This is a genomic window from Henriciella sp., from assembly GCF_029937755.1.
Lineage (GTDB): Bacteria > Pseudomonadota > Alphaproteobacteria > Caulobacterales > Hyphomonadaceae > Henriciella.
Window position 1 is genome coordinate 286,317 of sequence record NZ_JAPYPG010000001.1, and the last position, 13,715, is coordinate 300,031.

At 61.2% G+C, this 13,715-nt stretch carries 13 protein-coding genes and 1 other RNA gene; 5 read left to right on the top strand and 9 right to left on the bottom strand.

The features are described from left to right. The first annotated feature begins 39 nt into the window (after window positions 1-39). Entirely contained in the window at window positions 40-1,254 is a 1,215-nt protein-coding gene (locus tag Q1K29_RS01450; RefSeq protein WP_300390623.1) for a PQQ-dependent sugar dehydrogenase, read from the top strand. Next, window positions 1,251-1,871: a glutathione S-transferase family protein gene (locus Q1K29_RS01455; RefSeq protein ID WP_300390626.1), complete on the top strand. Its 621-nt coding sequence runs from the start codon at window positions 1,251-1,253 to the stop codon at window positions 1,869-1,871. Before Q1K29_RS01450 ends, Q1K29_RS01455 begins: the two co-directional genes overlap by 4 nt. Before the next feature lie 2 nt (window positions 1,872-1,873). On the opposite strand, the gene recR is transcribed toward Q1K29_RS01455, so the two are convergent. The 3 genes from recR to Q1K29_RS01470 are packed head-to-tail and all read right to left on the bottom strand — an operon-like array spanning window position 1,874 to window position 4,577. Next, the gene (recR, locus tag Q1K29_RS01460) at window positions 1,874-2,479 is read right to left on the bottom strand and encodes a recombination mediator RecR (RefSeq protein WP_300390629.1); all 606 of its coding nucleotides are present in this window, start codon (window positions 2,477-2,479) and stop codon (window positions 1,874-1,876) included. A 19-nt stretch (window positions 2,480-2,498) separates the two neighbouring features. Continuing rightward, entirely contained in the window at window positions 2,499-2,822 is a 324-nt protein-coding gene (locus tag Q1K29_RS01465; protein ID WP_300390632.1) for a YbaB/EbfC family nucleoid-associated protein, read from the bottom strand. Between the two features lie 9 nt (window positions 2,823-2,831). Then, complete coding sequence (locus Q1K29_RS01470; RefSeq protein WP_300390635.1) at window positions 2,832-4,577, bottom strand: DNA polymerase III subunit gamma/tau; 1,746 nt, start codon at window positions 4,575-4,577, stop codon at window positions 2,832-2,834. 99 nt (window positions 4,578-4,676) lie between these two features. On the opposite strand from Q1K29_RS01470, the gene Q1K29_RS01475 reads away from it, so the two are divergent. Beyond that, window positions 4,677-6,170, top strand: coding sequence for a cryptochrome/photolyase family protein (locus Q1K29_RS01475; RefSeq protein WP_300390638.1), 1,494 nt, complete (start codon window positions 4,677-4,679; stop codon window positions 6,168-6,170). A 193-nt stretch (window positions 6,171-6,363) separates the two neighbouring features. Here Q1K29_RS01475 and Q1K29_RS01480 read toward each other — a convergent pair whose 3' ends face one another. Together Q1K29_RS01480 and ffs are read right to left on the bottom strand one after the other, a co-directional pair. Continuing rightward, window positions 6,364-6,795, bottom strand: coding sequence for a hypothetical protein (locus Q1K29_RS01480; RefSeq protein ID WP_300390640.1), 432 nt, complete (start codon window positions 6,793-6,795; stop codon window positions 6,364-6,366). Window positions 6,796-6,829: 34 nt separating this feature from the next. Beyond that, window positions 6,830-6,926: signal recognition particle sRNA small type (ffs, locus tag Q1K29_RS01485), an RNA gene on the bottom strand. Window positions 6,927-6,991: 65 nt separating this feature from the next. Here ffs and nudC point away from each other — a divergent pair. Beyond that, window positions 6,992-7,921 carry an NAD(+) diphosphatase gene (gene nudC / locus Q1K29_RS01490; protein WP_300390643.1) on the top strand — a complete coding sequence of 310 codons (930 nt, stop codon included), beginning with the start codon at window positions 6,992-6,994 and terminating at the stop codon, window positions 7,919-7,921. A 419-nt stretch (window positions 7,922-8,340) separates the two neighbouring features. Here the strand turns inward: nudC and Q1K29_RS01495 are convergent, their stop codons facing one another. Together Q1K29_RS01495 and Q1K29_RS01500 are read right to left on the bottom strand one after the other, a co-directional pair. Beyond that, a complete protein-coding gene (locus Q1K29_RS01495; RefSeq protein WP_366524157.1) occupies window positions 8,341-8,766 on the bottom strand; it encodes a YHS domain-containing (seleno)protein in 426 nt (141 codons plus the stop codon). A 26-nt stretch (window positions 8,767-8,792) separates the two neighbouring features. After that, entirely contained in the window at window positions 8,793-9,326 is a 534-nt protein-coding gene (locus Q1K29_RS01500) for a hypothetical protein (protein WP_300390649.1), read from the bottom strand. 179 nt (window positions 9,327-9,505) lie between these two features. On the opposite strand from Q1K29_RS01500, the gene Q1K29_RS01505 reads away from it, so the two are divergent. After that, window positions 9,506-10,423 (top strand): LysR family transcriptional regulator, encoded by a 918-nt coding sequence (locus tag Q1K29_RS01505; RefSeq protein WP_300390651.1) that lies wholly within the window; start codon window positions 9,506-9,508, stop codon window positions 10,421-10,423. An 11-nt stretch (window positions 10,424-10,434) separates the two neighbouring features. On the opposite strand, the gene Q1K29_RS01510 is transcribed toward Q1K29_RS01505, so the two are convergent. Together Q1K29_RS01510 and Q1K29_RS01515 are read right to left on the bottom strand one after the other, a co-directional pair. After that, window positions 10,435-11,664 carry an aspartyl protease family protein gene (locus tag Q1K29_RS01510; protein WP_300390654.1) on the bottom strand — a complete coding sequence of 410 codons (1,230 nt, stop codon included), beginning with the start codon at window positions 11,662-11,664 and terminating at the stop codon, window positions 10,435-10,437. A 127-nt stretch (window positions 11,665-11,791) separates the two neighbouring features. Then, window positions 11,792-13,690, bottom strand: coding sequence for a DUF885 family protein (locus Q1K29_RS01515; RefSeq protein WP_300390657.1), 1,899 nt, complete (start codon window positions 13,688-13,690; stop codon window positions 11,792-11,794). Between the last annotated feature and the right edge of the window lie 25 nt (window positions 13,691-13,715).

Consider the following 13,715-nt stretch of genomic DNA (forward strand, 5'->3'; position numbering starts at 1 on the left):
CTGGTCTACAGTCCCATCAGGACGTTCAGGATGTGAAGCATGAAAATCTCGATTGTAATGACCACTGCCCTACTGCTCGCCGCGGCCTGCTCTGGCGGGGAAACCGCTCCCGCGGGGACCAGCGAGTCGTCCGGCGGTGCCCAGACCGGCGAGATTGACGCCAGTAACGAGGCAGCCGAAAAGGTGCTGACCTCAGAAAGCGGCTATACCCTCACCCCGTTCGCAACCGGACTGACTTTTCCATGGGACATGGTCTTCCTCCCCTCCGGCGAAATGCTGGTCTCGGAGAGAGATGGCACCATTCGCGTGATCCGCGATGGTGAACCTGCAGAGGCACCCATTGCCGGCACGCCCGAAGCCCTTGTCGAAGGCCAGGGGGGTTATTTCGCCATGGCGCTCGATCCCGACTTTGCGTCCAATCGCACCCTCTACCTTTCTTATGCCAAAGGCACGGCTGATGAAAACACAACAGCCGTGGTGAAGGGCGTCCTGTCCGAGGACCTCTCCGAGCTGACCGACGTTCAGGAAATCTTCGCCGGCACGCCGCGCGAGACCACCTACCACTATGGCGGGCGCCTGGCCTTCCTCCCGGATGGGACACTGATCATCACCATGGGCGAAGGCTTCCGCTATATGGATGAGGCCCAGAATCCGATGAATTATCACGGCACGATCGCGCGGATTAATACAGATGGCTCGATCCCTGACGACAATCCCTTCGCCAGCGGCGAAGACGGCGCGCCGGCTGTCTGGTCCTATGGTCACCGCAACGTCCAGGGCCTCCTCTATGATGAAGGCCGCGAGATCCTCTGGGCCCATGAACATGGCCCCAAGGGCGGCGACGAACTCAACATCATCGAGCCCGGCAACAATTATGGCTGGCCGGAAATCACCTATGGCGTGAACTATGACGGAACCATCATTACCGAAGAGACCGAGGCGCCCGGCATGGAGCAGCCAGTGGTAAAATGGGTGCCATCCATCGCGCCCTCGGGCATGGTTCTGGTAAACAGCGATCAGTGGTCCGACTGGGAAGGTGACCTGATCGTGGCTGCAATGAACGGGCCCAAGGGGCAGAAGCTGGTCCGAGTCGATCTCGACGAAGACGGCACGTCTCAAGGCACTGAAGACCTTCTCGCCGATCTCGAAATCCCCTTCCGCGATGTCACCATCGGGCCGGACGGCACGCTCTACGCGGCAACCGCAAATATGGAAGGCGTCATCTACACCATCAGCAAATCGGAATCCGAATGATCCTTGTTCACCACCTGCGTATCGGGCGCTCCATCTTCACAGTCTGGCTGCTGGAAGAGATGGGCCTCGACTATGAGCTCAAAGTCTATCACCGCAATCCGGAAACATTCCGCTCGCAGGACGATATCAAGGCCGCGACCCCGCTCGGCAAATCTCCAACCATCCAGGATGGCGATATCCTGCTGACGGAATCTGGCGCAATTGCAGCCTATCTGGTCGATCGCTATGACACTGACGGCAAGTTCGCCCCTGCCCGCTCGGACCACAAGGCCTGGGCGGAATATCAGCGCTGGCTGCACTATCCGGAAGGCTCGGCTTTCCTTCCACTCTTCCTGAAGATGCTTCTGGCGCGGGAAGGCGATAACCCGTCAGCCGTTTTCAAGGCGTTCGCGGATGGTGAAGTCCCGCTCCACCTCAGCCTTCTCGACAAGCGGCTCGCCGAGATGCCCTACATTCTCGGCGACAAATTCCAGGTCCCCGATATCGGAATCACCTACGTTGCGAGCATGGCCGAGCGGCTTGGCGAGATTGGCCCCTACAAGAATCTGAAGGCTTATTACGACCGCAATATGGACCGCGAAGCCTGGAAACGCGCCAAGGCCCGCGCTGTGGAATAGGCCTATCGGCGCGAGCGCATGGCCGCCGCCAGCGTGCCTTCGTCGAGATGATCGAGTTCTCCACCGTGCGGCACGCCCTGGGCGAGCCGCGTGGTCTGGACGTCGACCCCAAGCGCCTCGATTTGATCGCGCACGTAATCGACCGTGATCTGGCCATCGAGCGTGGCCGAAAGCGCGAAAATGACTTCTCGGACCTCACCAGACTTCACGCGGTCGACCAGCATGCCGATGGTAAGGTCCTCGGGCTCGATGCCATCCAGCGGCGAAAGAACGCCGCCCAGCACATGATAGCGGCCACGGAAGGCGCTGGCACGCTCAAGGGCCCACAGGTCCGGGACGTCCTCGACAACACAGATAACGCTGTCATCGCGCCCGTCCGACTGGCAGACGGCGCAAGGCTGCAGCGTGTCGTAGTTGCCGCAGGTATTGCATCGCTCGATCCGGTTGCCGGCCTCCGCCAGAGCGTCCGCGAGTGGCAGGAGTAGCTGGTCCTTCCGCTTGAGCAGGTGAAGCGCAGCCCGCCGGGCAGACCGCGGCCCGAGCCCGGGCAGCTTGGCGATCAGCTCTATCATTTTCAGGATTTCAGGGCCGGCGCTCTTCTGGCTCATACGTAAGAAACCTGCGCGCCTAGAAGGGCAGTTTGAAGCCCGGCATCATGCCGCCGAAGCCGGATGTGGCTTCCTTCATGGCCTTTTCCATTTCCTCATCAAGGCGCTTCTTGGCATCGGAATGGGCGGCCTTGATCAGATCTTCGACGATCTCGGCCTCGTCGCCCATCAGAGAAGGGTCGATATCAACACCGATCATTTCGCCCTTGCCCTTGAGGCGAACCTTGACCATGCCGGCGCCGGCAACGCCTTCGGCCTCGATATTCTCGATCTTTTCCTGGGCTTCCTGCATCTTGGCCTGCATTTGCTGGGCCTGCTGCATGATCTTTCCGAGGTCTTTCATGGCGACCGCCTACCCTTTCTTCTGACTCGCTACGCGCAAGGGAACGACATTGTCGTCAGTGCCCGTCGCTTCAAGAGGCACCGCTTCACTCACCTCGACAATTTCAGCGCCGGGAAGGGCCGCCAGCGCAGCCTTGACGTCCGGATCGGACTTCACTTCGTCGATCCGCTCGGCCTTCAGGCGTTCTTCGCGCTCTTTCACCGTTTCGCGTCCGGTCTTGGCTTTCTGAACGTCCCAGACGCGCCCGGTAGAGACCTCGAGAAAATCGGTCAGGCGCCGCAGCAGGTCAACGGGCGCACCATCCTTGAGGTCGCAGCTAATGGTCCCATCGGCAAAGACAGCCGGCCGGATATAGGCTTTGGCCTCGCCCCAGAGGGTCGGCTTGCGCTCTTTCTCCAACAGGTCCAGCACGTCCTCGAACTTCGAGAGCTGGCCGGTACCACCGCCCCCGACAGGCACAACATTCGGGTCAGACTTGCCCCCTTTGCCCCGCGTAGAGCTTTCGCTACCCCCACCTTCGGCGATCATGCGCGCGGCATCCTCCGGGGAGGGAAGACTAGCGGCGGACACCAGCCGCAGCATCACCATGCGAAGCGCGACATCGGCCTCCGGCGCACTCTGCGTGTCGCGATAGCCTGACAGCAGGATCTGCCAGTTCCGCTGAGCCTGCGCTGGCGTCACACTGTCTGCGATCTGGCGGGTACGGGTCGTCCAGTCTGCCGGGCCGGGGAGTGTGTAGTTGTCACCCATGGCCTGGATGGTTGCCACATCGGCGGCGATCTCCAGAATATCCTTCATCAAAACCAGCGGATCGGCGCCGATCTGGATCTGGTCGGTAATTTCGTTGACAGCCTCTTTCGCCTTTCCGGTGACGGCATATTCAAACGCGTCAAGCAGGCGTAGCCGGTCTCCCAGGCCGAGCATGTCGCGGACGGCTTCGCCGGTGATTTCGCCGCCGTCGAGGCCCTGGACGATGGCCTGGTCGAGGATGGAGAGGCCGTCGCGGACCGATCCTTCCGCCGCACGGGCGATCAGCGTGATGCCTTCTTCGGAGATTTTCGCGCCTTCGCGCGCGGCGATCTTGCCGAGGTGCGCGGCGAGGTCGCCCGTATCGAGACGTTTGAGGTCAAAACGCTGGCAGCGCGACAGGACCGTGACCGGCACCTTGCGGATCTCGGTCGTCGCAAAGATGAACTTCACATGCGGCGGCGGCTCTTCCAGCGTCTTCAGCAGCGCGTTGAAGCTCGCCGTCGAGAGCATGTGCACTTCGTCGATGATATAGACCTTGTAGCGCGCCGCCTGCGGGGAGTAGCGCACGCCATCGAGCAGGTCGCGCATGTCGGCCACGCCGGTGCGCGAGGCGGCATCGAGCTCGAGCACGTCAGGATGCCGGCTCTCCATGATCGGCTTGCAGTGCTCACCGGGCGGGTCGAGCTTCAGGCTCGGCCCCTCATGATCGGCACTTTCATAGTTGAACGCCCGTGCCAGCAGGCGCGCCGTCGTGGTCTTTCCCACACCCCGTACCCCGGTCAGCATGAAGGCGTGGGCGATGCGGTCGAGCTCGAAAGCGTTGCGCAGCGTGCGCACCATCGCCTCCTGGCCGATCAGGTCGGAGAAGAGTTTCGGACGGTATTTCCGCGCCAGCACCTGATAGGGCGCCTTGGCTTCGGCCGAGCCCATATCTTCCTCTCCAAACATGGAGAAGGTTGCGTCGTCGCGCTCTGTTTCGGGCTCTGGAAGGGACTCATCGCTCATCGCGCGAGATAATGGCAGGGACTCGGGGGTCGCGGCAATGGCGGGTGAGCGGTTTTGCAGCCTTTGCCTGTGGGCCGGGCGGACTAGCTTGAGCCTCACATGACAAAAGCGCTTCTCATCTTCCCCCACCAGCTCTTTGCCCACCATCCCGGCCTCGACAAGCGCCCGGATCGGATCCTGCTCATCGAGGACAATCTCTTCTTCGGGGATCGCCAGTATCCATTACAGTTTCACAAGCAGAAGCTGTGGCTGCACCGGGCGTCCATGGCGCGCTACATGACGCGGCTCCAGCCGCTCAAACCGCAAGCCGAACTTGTCCGCCACCGGCCCGGACAGGCGCTGCTGAAGCCCACCATCGCCCGGCTCAAAAAAGACGGCGTCACCGAGGTCATCACTTGCGACCCGGTTGATTTCATTCTGGAAAAACGGCTGCGCACCTATTGCAAGGCCGAGGAGCTCGACCTCACCCTGATCAACACGCCCATGTTCCTGAATACGCCGGGCGAGAACCGGGCCTGGCGGGAAGATCACAAATCCTGGTTCCAGGCGGAATTCTACAAGGCGCAGCGGCGGAAATTCGACGTGCTGATGGAGGGGGACAAACCGGCCGGCGGGCAATGGAGCTTTGACGACGAGAACCGCAAGAAAGTCCCGAAGAACCTACAGGATGCGGTACCGCAGCTGCGCCCGCGCGACCCTGACGAGGTAGAGGAAGAAGCCCGCCGTTCGGTGCTCGCAGATTTCCCCGACAATCCCGGTTCACTGGATGAGCTTTACTGGCCGACCAGCCATGAGGCCGCCGAAAGCTGGCTCGGGCATTTCCTGCATGAGCGGTTTGCGCGCTTCGGGCCCTATGAAGATGCGATCCTCGAAGGCGAAAGCCTGCTCTGGCATGCCGCCATCACGCCGATGCTCAATATCGGCCTGCTGAGCCCGAAACTGGTGCTCGATGCGGCGATTTCCTTTATTGAAAACAAGGACATCCCCATGAACTCGGCCGAAGGGTTCATCCGGCAGGTGATCGGCTGGCGGGAGTTCATGCGCGCCACTTATGAAGACCTCTCCGTGCCGATGCGGACCACCAATCACTGGGGCCATGACCGCCCCCTGCCCGCCTCCTTCTGGACCGGCGAGACCGGCATTCCGCCCATCGACGACACGATAAAAAGGGTCCTGAAAACAGGCTATTGCCATCATATCGAGCGGCTGATGGTGCTCGGCGGCTTCATGTTCGTCTGCGAGGTGGACCCCGATCACATCTATCGCTGGTTCATGGAGATGTTCGCCGACTCCTATGACTGGGTGATGGTGCCGAACGCTTATGCGATGAGCCAGCATGCCGATGGCGGCCGGATCACGACAAAGCCTTATTTTTCAGGGTCTTCCTACATTCGGAAGATGAGCAATCACGCCCGCGGCGACTGGTGCGATGTATGGGACGGGCTCTACTGGCGCTGGATCTGGAAGCATCGCGAGGCGCTTTCCGGCCATCCGCGCTGGGCGATGATGGTCTCCATGGCCGAGAAGATGGACACGGCGAAGCGGGAGAAGCATCTCAAGACAGCGGCGGATTTTCTGCGCGGTTTCCACTAAATCCGGTGGGGGATGAGGGGTGGGATGAATGGCCGGACTCGACACTCCGAAAACGTACCGAAACCGTTCCAATTCCAGCCCACTTTCAGCCCAGAAATTTTATGGCCTGGCTGAAGCGCGATTTTTTTCATCCGCCCCGGGGTGGGGCTGGGTTATAAAGCGGCGTGGTTCGCAAGGTGTTGATCAACTCTCCTCACCACCACCACTTCACCGGATACCGCGCGTCTAGCGCTTCGCGCAGGTCCTTGTCATCGCGGGTGTAGGTAATGTTGGTGCAGGAATTGGTCTGGAGGGTTCCGTCGCCTGCGCGGTAGGCGAGGACAAGCTGGGGCTTGCCCGTCTGGAACCGCAGGCCACAGGCCGCAGATGAGAGAAGGTGCGAGACCTCGAGCGTCGGCGCATCCGGCCCGGTATAGCTGCGCCAGACGGTGAAGCGCGTGCGATAGGTCTCGCCAGGATCGTCGGACATGGTCGCCGGGATCATCTCGTCGGCCACGCCGAAGAAGGCGACCTCGGTCTCGGCGATTTTCTCCTCCACCGTATCATAAGCCATGCAGGAGCAGGCCTCTGCAGCCACGGGCATGGCGCCAAGCGCCGCGAGCAGGAGGAGCGGTTTCAGTCTCATCTGAGCGACTGTAACCGGTTTCGATTTTTGAGAAAGCGGAGACTGGACAGTGACCCGAAGCGAAACTCGTTAGGGCTGCTTCGTTCCCGACCTGACCCGGTTGGCGAGGACTTCGTCCACCGCCAGCCTCCTTATTCCCCATATCGCGTTTTGAAAGCGGGGTGACAAGGGGCCGATTGCTGCTAGGTGTCGGGGCATGACGAGCCAGAACAACAATTCCGACTATATTCCGCTTGGGAGCCGCCCGATCGACCGGGCCGGCCATCACCGGACTGACACTGCCTGGCTGGAGGCTGCCTTTGCGCGCGATGACGTGCTGGTGCTGATGCTCCACAAGGGCCTGCCGCTGGTTTCGCCCGCCGGCGGGCTGGTCTGGCTGGGGCCTGAAGCCGCCAAGGTCGCGCCCGATGCGCGCCGGCTCTTCCTCGGGCTGGACCGCAATGACACGCCGATCTTCGCGTTGGGCCTGCCTGACGGGTTCGAGCTTGAAGGGTCGCTCATCGCGGGCACGGGTGAGTTCATGGATTTCCGCATGGCGATCGGCAAGCTCGGGGAGCTGGAGATGAACCTCGCCTCCACCGCGCGCTCGATCTTCGAGTGGCACAAGTCGCACCGCTTCTGCGCGCGCTGCGGCGCCGAGAGCGATTCGACCGAGGCGGGCTGGAAGCGTATCTGCCCGGAGTGCTCGGCCGAGCATTTCCCGCGTACCGACCCTGTCGCGATCATGCTGGCGGTGTCCGGCGACAAGTGCCTGCTGGGGCGCCAAAAGATGTGGCCGCAGGGGATGTGGAGCTGCCTGGCCGGCTTCATCGAGCCGGGCGAGACGCTCGAACAGGGGGCCGCGCGCGAGCTGCATGAGGAGGCGGGCATTCTCTGCCATCCGGCGAATGCGGAATACCTGTTCTGCCAGCCCTGGCCGTTTCCCTCGTCCCTGATGATCGGGATGCTGCTGCCGGCGGAGAATGAGGACATCACCATCGATCCGCACGAGCTGGAAGCTGCCCGCTGGGTGACGCGTCAGGAAGCGCGCGACATTCTCGCCGGCGAGCATCCGGAAATCTTCGCGCCACCGCCCTTCGCCGTGGCCCACCACATCCTCAAGGAATGGGCGGAGCGAGACAGTTAGGGCGGCGCCCTCAAGGAGGAATCACTCGGCAGGGTTGTATCCGCAACGGCCAGCCAGCGCGCCGGGACCGACGTCTCCGCAGGCGCCATCTTCTTACACGTCGAGAGCGATAAAACTGTAGCCGGCATTGCACAGACGCTTGGGGCAAGGCACGGGGCGGACACGCTTTCAAGGCCCCCTCCGCAGTGGCAGGAATCCGGACAGTCTTTTCACGTAAAAAAGACACGCCTGCCGGAGGCTATGCAGGTGGAGAAAAACGCTTCGGCCGGAGCGAAAAACTGGGCCTGAGGGACACTCTTTCGCGCCACAGATCGACGCCTCCCACAAAAGTAAAGGCCCTGCACAGAGGGGATGTGCAGGGCCTTTGAAGACCGGTTGGGATAGCGGGACTGGGTGAGGGGAGGAGGGAATTTGCCCCGCTATTTCAACACCGCCGGCCAGTTCGTATTACCCTGTTCAATGAACTGCGCACGGTTTAGTTCCCAGCGTTCCTGAATTTTTTTATTATAATTGAGGTAGAGCTTTCCATCGACGATCTGCCAGTGGTCGGGATCGCCCTTCGCGGTATCTCCCTGCGCGACAGCCCAGGCACAATAGCCGCCAAATTGCGGTGCGTATTTTTCCGGATCAGCGCGGAATGTTTCGAGGTTCTCCGCACTCGAGAAACGCCATTCCGCGCCCTCGTACTGCATGGAGAATTCCTTCTTCCCCTCCACCGGCTCGCCCTCTGTAAAATAGGCGACCGGATCGTATCCGCCGACGGCGGTGTTGGAGAAGAGGCCGGTATAAACCGGCTTCTTGTCGGCATGCGCGGGCGCAGCCGCGCCGAAGGTTAATACACTCATAACGAGTGCAGCGAGGATGGTGCGGATCATTGGAAGGCCTCCTTTGGCGCGTGCGGGTGCTTATGTGTTGTGGCTGAAACGCTGCCAGCCGGCAGGAAGGTGACCGCAAGCCCCTTCCCGATCGCTGCGAGTTCGTGCCTCCGGATGACGATAAGGCCGATGGAGGTCAGCCAGACCGTGCAGGCCATGAAGAAGAGCCCGCCGCCATCATTGTTCGGGTCTACCCCAAGCGGCGTCCAGAGATGGAAGTTCACCGCCCCGCTCATCACGGCCAGCGCGATCACCGCGCCGACGGCCTGAATGCGGCGAAGGGCCGGATGGATACCGATGAGCAGCAGCGTCGCGGCGAACAGCTCGGCCGTGCCGATCACATACTGGCTGAACAGCCCGGTCTGGGCGAACAGGCCGTCCGCGCCGAAGCTGGCCGCCCAGGCATCGAGCTTGCCGAAGATCACCTGCGTCTCAGGCGCATTGGTGAATTTGAAGCGCAAGCTGTCGAGAAAAACGAGCGAGGCGATGAGAGCTATGGCATGTGGAAGCCAGGTCTTCAGTCTTGTCATGGGTTGCGTCCCCTTCTTTGCTGTGGCGGCAGAGATACGCTTCCGCAGCGTCACGTGCGATGCACGCCTGCGTGATGCCGCTCACATTCCAGTGAACAGATCTTGGCGCGCCACCCCCTCGAAACCCTGGCCGCTGCGCCCTATATCCGGCAGTATCGGGCCAGAGTGGGAGGCATGCCATGGACCGGCTGGACGCAATGCGGCTCTTCATAAGGGTCGCTGATACGGGAAGCTTTTCGAAAGCGGCCGCCGATCTCGATATCGGCCAGCCCACCGTCTCGCGCCGCATACAGGACCTTGAGGCGCAGCTTGGCGCCGACCTCTTCCTGCGGACGACACGCGCGCTCAGCCTGACCGAGGCCGGCGAGAAATTCTATGCGCGCGCCCGCTCCATCCTGTCGGATTTCGAGGAGGCCGAGGCGGAAGTGCGCGGTCTCGACAATGAGCCCTTCGGCCAGCTGCGCATTACCGTGCCGCACTCGCTTTCGCGTGTCGTGATTGCGCCTGCGCTCGCCAGCTTCATGCGGCAGTATCCGGATCTCTCGCTCGATGTGATTTCCGACGACACGTATACAGACATTGTCCAGGAGGGCGTCGATCTTGCCTTCCGGCTGGGCGATCTCGCCGATTCCAGCCTGATGGCCAAGCGGATCGCCGTGACGCCGCGCAGCCTATGGGCTTCGCCCATCTATGCCGCGCAGATGTCAGCCATTGAAAGCCCGGCTGACTTGCCGCCCCAGGACGCCCTGCACCTGCGCCACAAGTCCGCCACCCATTCCAATTGGGTGCTGACCCATATGACCCGCGGCAACCGGGTTGAGCTGCGTGTCGATGGCCGCTTCCGCGCCTCCTCCGGCGACATGCTGATCCAGGCCGCGCAGGACGGGCTCGGCTACATTCTCGCGCCTGACTGGCTGGTCTGCGAGAAGGTGCGTAGCGGAGACCTCGTTCGCCTCCTGCCGGACTGGGAAGCCGACGCCCTGCCGCTGCATGTGGTCTGGTCCGGCGGCAAGCTGAAAGGCAAGGCCCGCCTGCTGGCCGACCACATCACCGAAGCGATGAAGGCCCAGGAACTGAGCAAGAAGGAAGTGGCGTGAGGGGTAAGAAATCAGTCTGATGTCGCAGGTACGTTGATAGCGACGTCCTTGCCATTTCTCACGACAACCAGGTCTGCAGATTTCGAGGAATCAAATTCATCCGCCAACCACAGGGCTTTTTCACAGCGGCTGGCCTCATCGTCAGGCACCAGCGACATGCCGTTAGCGCTTTTAACCACATCCCCGAACTCAAGCCCGGCCTTGGCGGCTTCACTCTTTTCAAACACCTGAGCCACCGTCGCCTCGTCCTCCACAAACATCACGCTGTACCCACTGGCCGCTTTTTTGGGGATTGGTGCGGCTCTCGGCTCCAAGATAAAGCGCTTGCCCGGATAATCGAGGGTGACGGTGTAGGAGGACAGGAGACCGGCTCCGATCAGGCTTGGCGGGACCGACCTTGAAACTGCGCGAAGCGGGCCGGTCTTGTGCGACCCGAGAGTCAGTCCTTTGAGCTCAATGCTATTCAACGCCATTGCCTCACCCTTTCCGCCAGCGGATACGCCTTCTATGCCTCGTCCCGTGCGCCTTGAACGGGAGACCGTCGCCTTCTTCATGGCTGGAGCGTTCATTGCCTTTTCAAACAGGCTAACCGCTTCTGAGCTGCCCGTATCGAAGAGCGCCTTGTCTTCAAGTCTTCCAATTGCGTAGTCCACAATGGGCGCGTGCGGGTAGCCAAAATCATGAAGCGCGGTGCTGGATGCGGTATCCGCGATACCGAGATCATGAGCACTTTCCGCGATACGGATTTCCTGCGCCTCAAGATCGACTTGCCAGACGCTTCCCGGAAAGATTTCGGAACCGAGGATGCCATCCTTGATGAAACAGGACCCAAGCGAAAGTCTCGAAAAGTCGAAGATGAGCACCGGAACGTGCTGAAACTCGACATCCCCCAGGACGAGGGACTCGACAACGGCGACATCCATTCTCACCTGCGTGCCATTGGCATCAACACCGGTATTCTGCCCGACGATCTCGAGCTCAAGGCTGTTGGCCAGCTGACGGGAGAGAATGGTCGGTGACCCCGTATCAAAGACCATACGGGCGTCCTTGTCATTCACCGACGCGTTGAGAAGAAGTTTTCCGGCCTTTACGTCAATCGGTACAGTGGTCAGGCGAGTTTCACGCTCGACGTCAATCGGCGCGGAAAAGACAGCCCCCAGATCGGGCTGCTGTCCAATCGCCTGCAGGCTGAACATCTTGCAAGCGACAAGGCCAAGCGCAGCGGCTTTAACGTGTCTCATTCGAGGTCGCATCCTTCTCCTGATAAACATCTCGACGCTATCGCGTCTGTCACGCTGACGTCAGCTCAAAAAAAACGGCCCCGCAGGGATGCTGCAGGGCCGTTCATTATTCTGAGGGCGTCAGCGACTATTCGCCGTCGCTCTCCGCCTTCATATCCTCGATCCAGGTATCGACCCGGCGTTCGAGGATTTCGAGCGGGAGGGCGCCGCCACCCAGCACGGTGTCGTGGAAGCCCTTGATGTCGAAATCATCGCCAAGCTCTTCCCTGGCGTGCTCACGCAGTTCGAGGATCTTGATCATGCCGATCTTGTAGGCGGTCGCCTGCCCCGGCATCACGATATAGCGCTGGATCTCGGAGCGCGCCTGACCGTCCGTGACGGCGGCATTCTCGGTGAAGTATTCGAACGCTTCTTCCTCGGTCCAGCCCTTTGAGTGCAGGCCGGTGTCGACGACGAGGCGGATCGCACGCCAGATTTCGGAGCCGAGGCGGCCGAATTCCGATTGCGGCGTCTCGAACGTGCCCGGCATTTCGCTGGCAAGCTTTTCAGAATAGAGGCCCCAGCCTTCCGAATAGGCGGTGAAGCCGGCCTGGGTGCGGAATTGCGGAATGTCTTCCAGCTCCTGCGCGATAGAGATCTGCATGTGGTGGCCCGGAAGCCCCTCATGATAGGCGATCACTTCCAGCTCACGCTTCGGCATGGAGGACATGTCGGACAGGTGGGCGTAATAGGTGCCCGGGCGGGACCCGTCCGGCGTGCCCGGATAATAGTGCTGCGCGGCCCCGTCCTGCTCACGGAACGGCTCGACGCGCTTCACGACGAGGTCGGCCTTGGGCAGGATGCCGAAATACTCCGGCAGCTGCTTTTCAATATTGTCGATGGCGGCGCTGGCATCGGCGATATAGGCGTCGGCGCCCGCATCGGTATTCTCGTAATAGAGCTCGCGGTCATCCTTGTTTTCCCGTAGATAGACGAAGAACTCCTGCAGCGTGCCGTCGAAACCGAACTCGTCCTTCACCGCTTCCATCTCCGACTGGAGACGGGCGACTTCTTCAAGGCCGATCTCGTGGATTTCGTCGGCGGTGAGATCGGTCGTGGTCGCGCGTTTGAGGCGGTAATTGTAATAGGCCTCGCCGTTCGGCTGCGTTGTGCCGACGCCGGTCGGGTTGGCGGGCGCCTCCGGCAGGGCTTCCTCGGCCCAGCTGATCAGCTTTTCATAGGTCGGCTGGAAGGTACCGGTGAGAGCGGTGCGCGCCTGTTGCTGCAGGACAGTCGCCTCATCCTCGGTGATCTCTTCACTCTCGACGAGCTTGTTGATCTCCATCTCGATGTCCGCCCAGATGTCGGAGTCATCATCGCCATTCGTGAAAGGCGCACCGGTGATGACCTTCCGCGACTGGTCGATCACGCCTTCGAGCGCAAAGTCAGGCGTCGCGATACCGCGGCTCTGGGCTTCCTCGGCGATGGTCATGAGCTGCTCCAGCGCGCGCGACCCTTCCTTGATGCGCGAGATATAGGCTTCCATGTCCTCGGCCGTGTCGACACGGTGGAACTGGATCAGCAGCGTCGGCAGAAAGGACTGCGCGCCATTCATCTGGTCGAAGGTAAAGCCGTTGTAGAAGTATTGCAGGCCTTCTTCGGCAAGCTCGGCCTGGTATTTCCAGATGTCCCAGGAATTCTTCGCTTCCTGGCTCAGCTTGTCATAGTCGAAGGTGGATTCCATCTCCTCGACGGTGGCCAGGCGCCAGTCGAGCTGTTCCTGTGCGGCCTCGTAGGACATGTCGTCGATCTCGCTGTGACGGTCCTTGCGGCCGAGGAAGGTGAGCTGGATGGGGCTCATCATCAGCTCTTCTTCGTATTTCTCATCGAACCAGGCGTTCAGCTTCTGGGTTTCAGTCTGCTCCGCTGCTTCGGCTTCAGCCGGTGGCGTCTGGGCATCCGCAGGCTGTTTGACGCTGTTGGAGCCGGACTGCCCGCAGGCAGCGAGCGAGAGGACGAGGGCAAGAGCCGTCAGACTGACACGCATGGTGATATTCTCCTGAACTTATCGA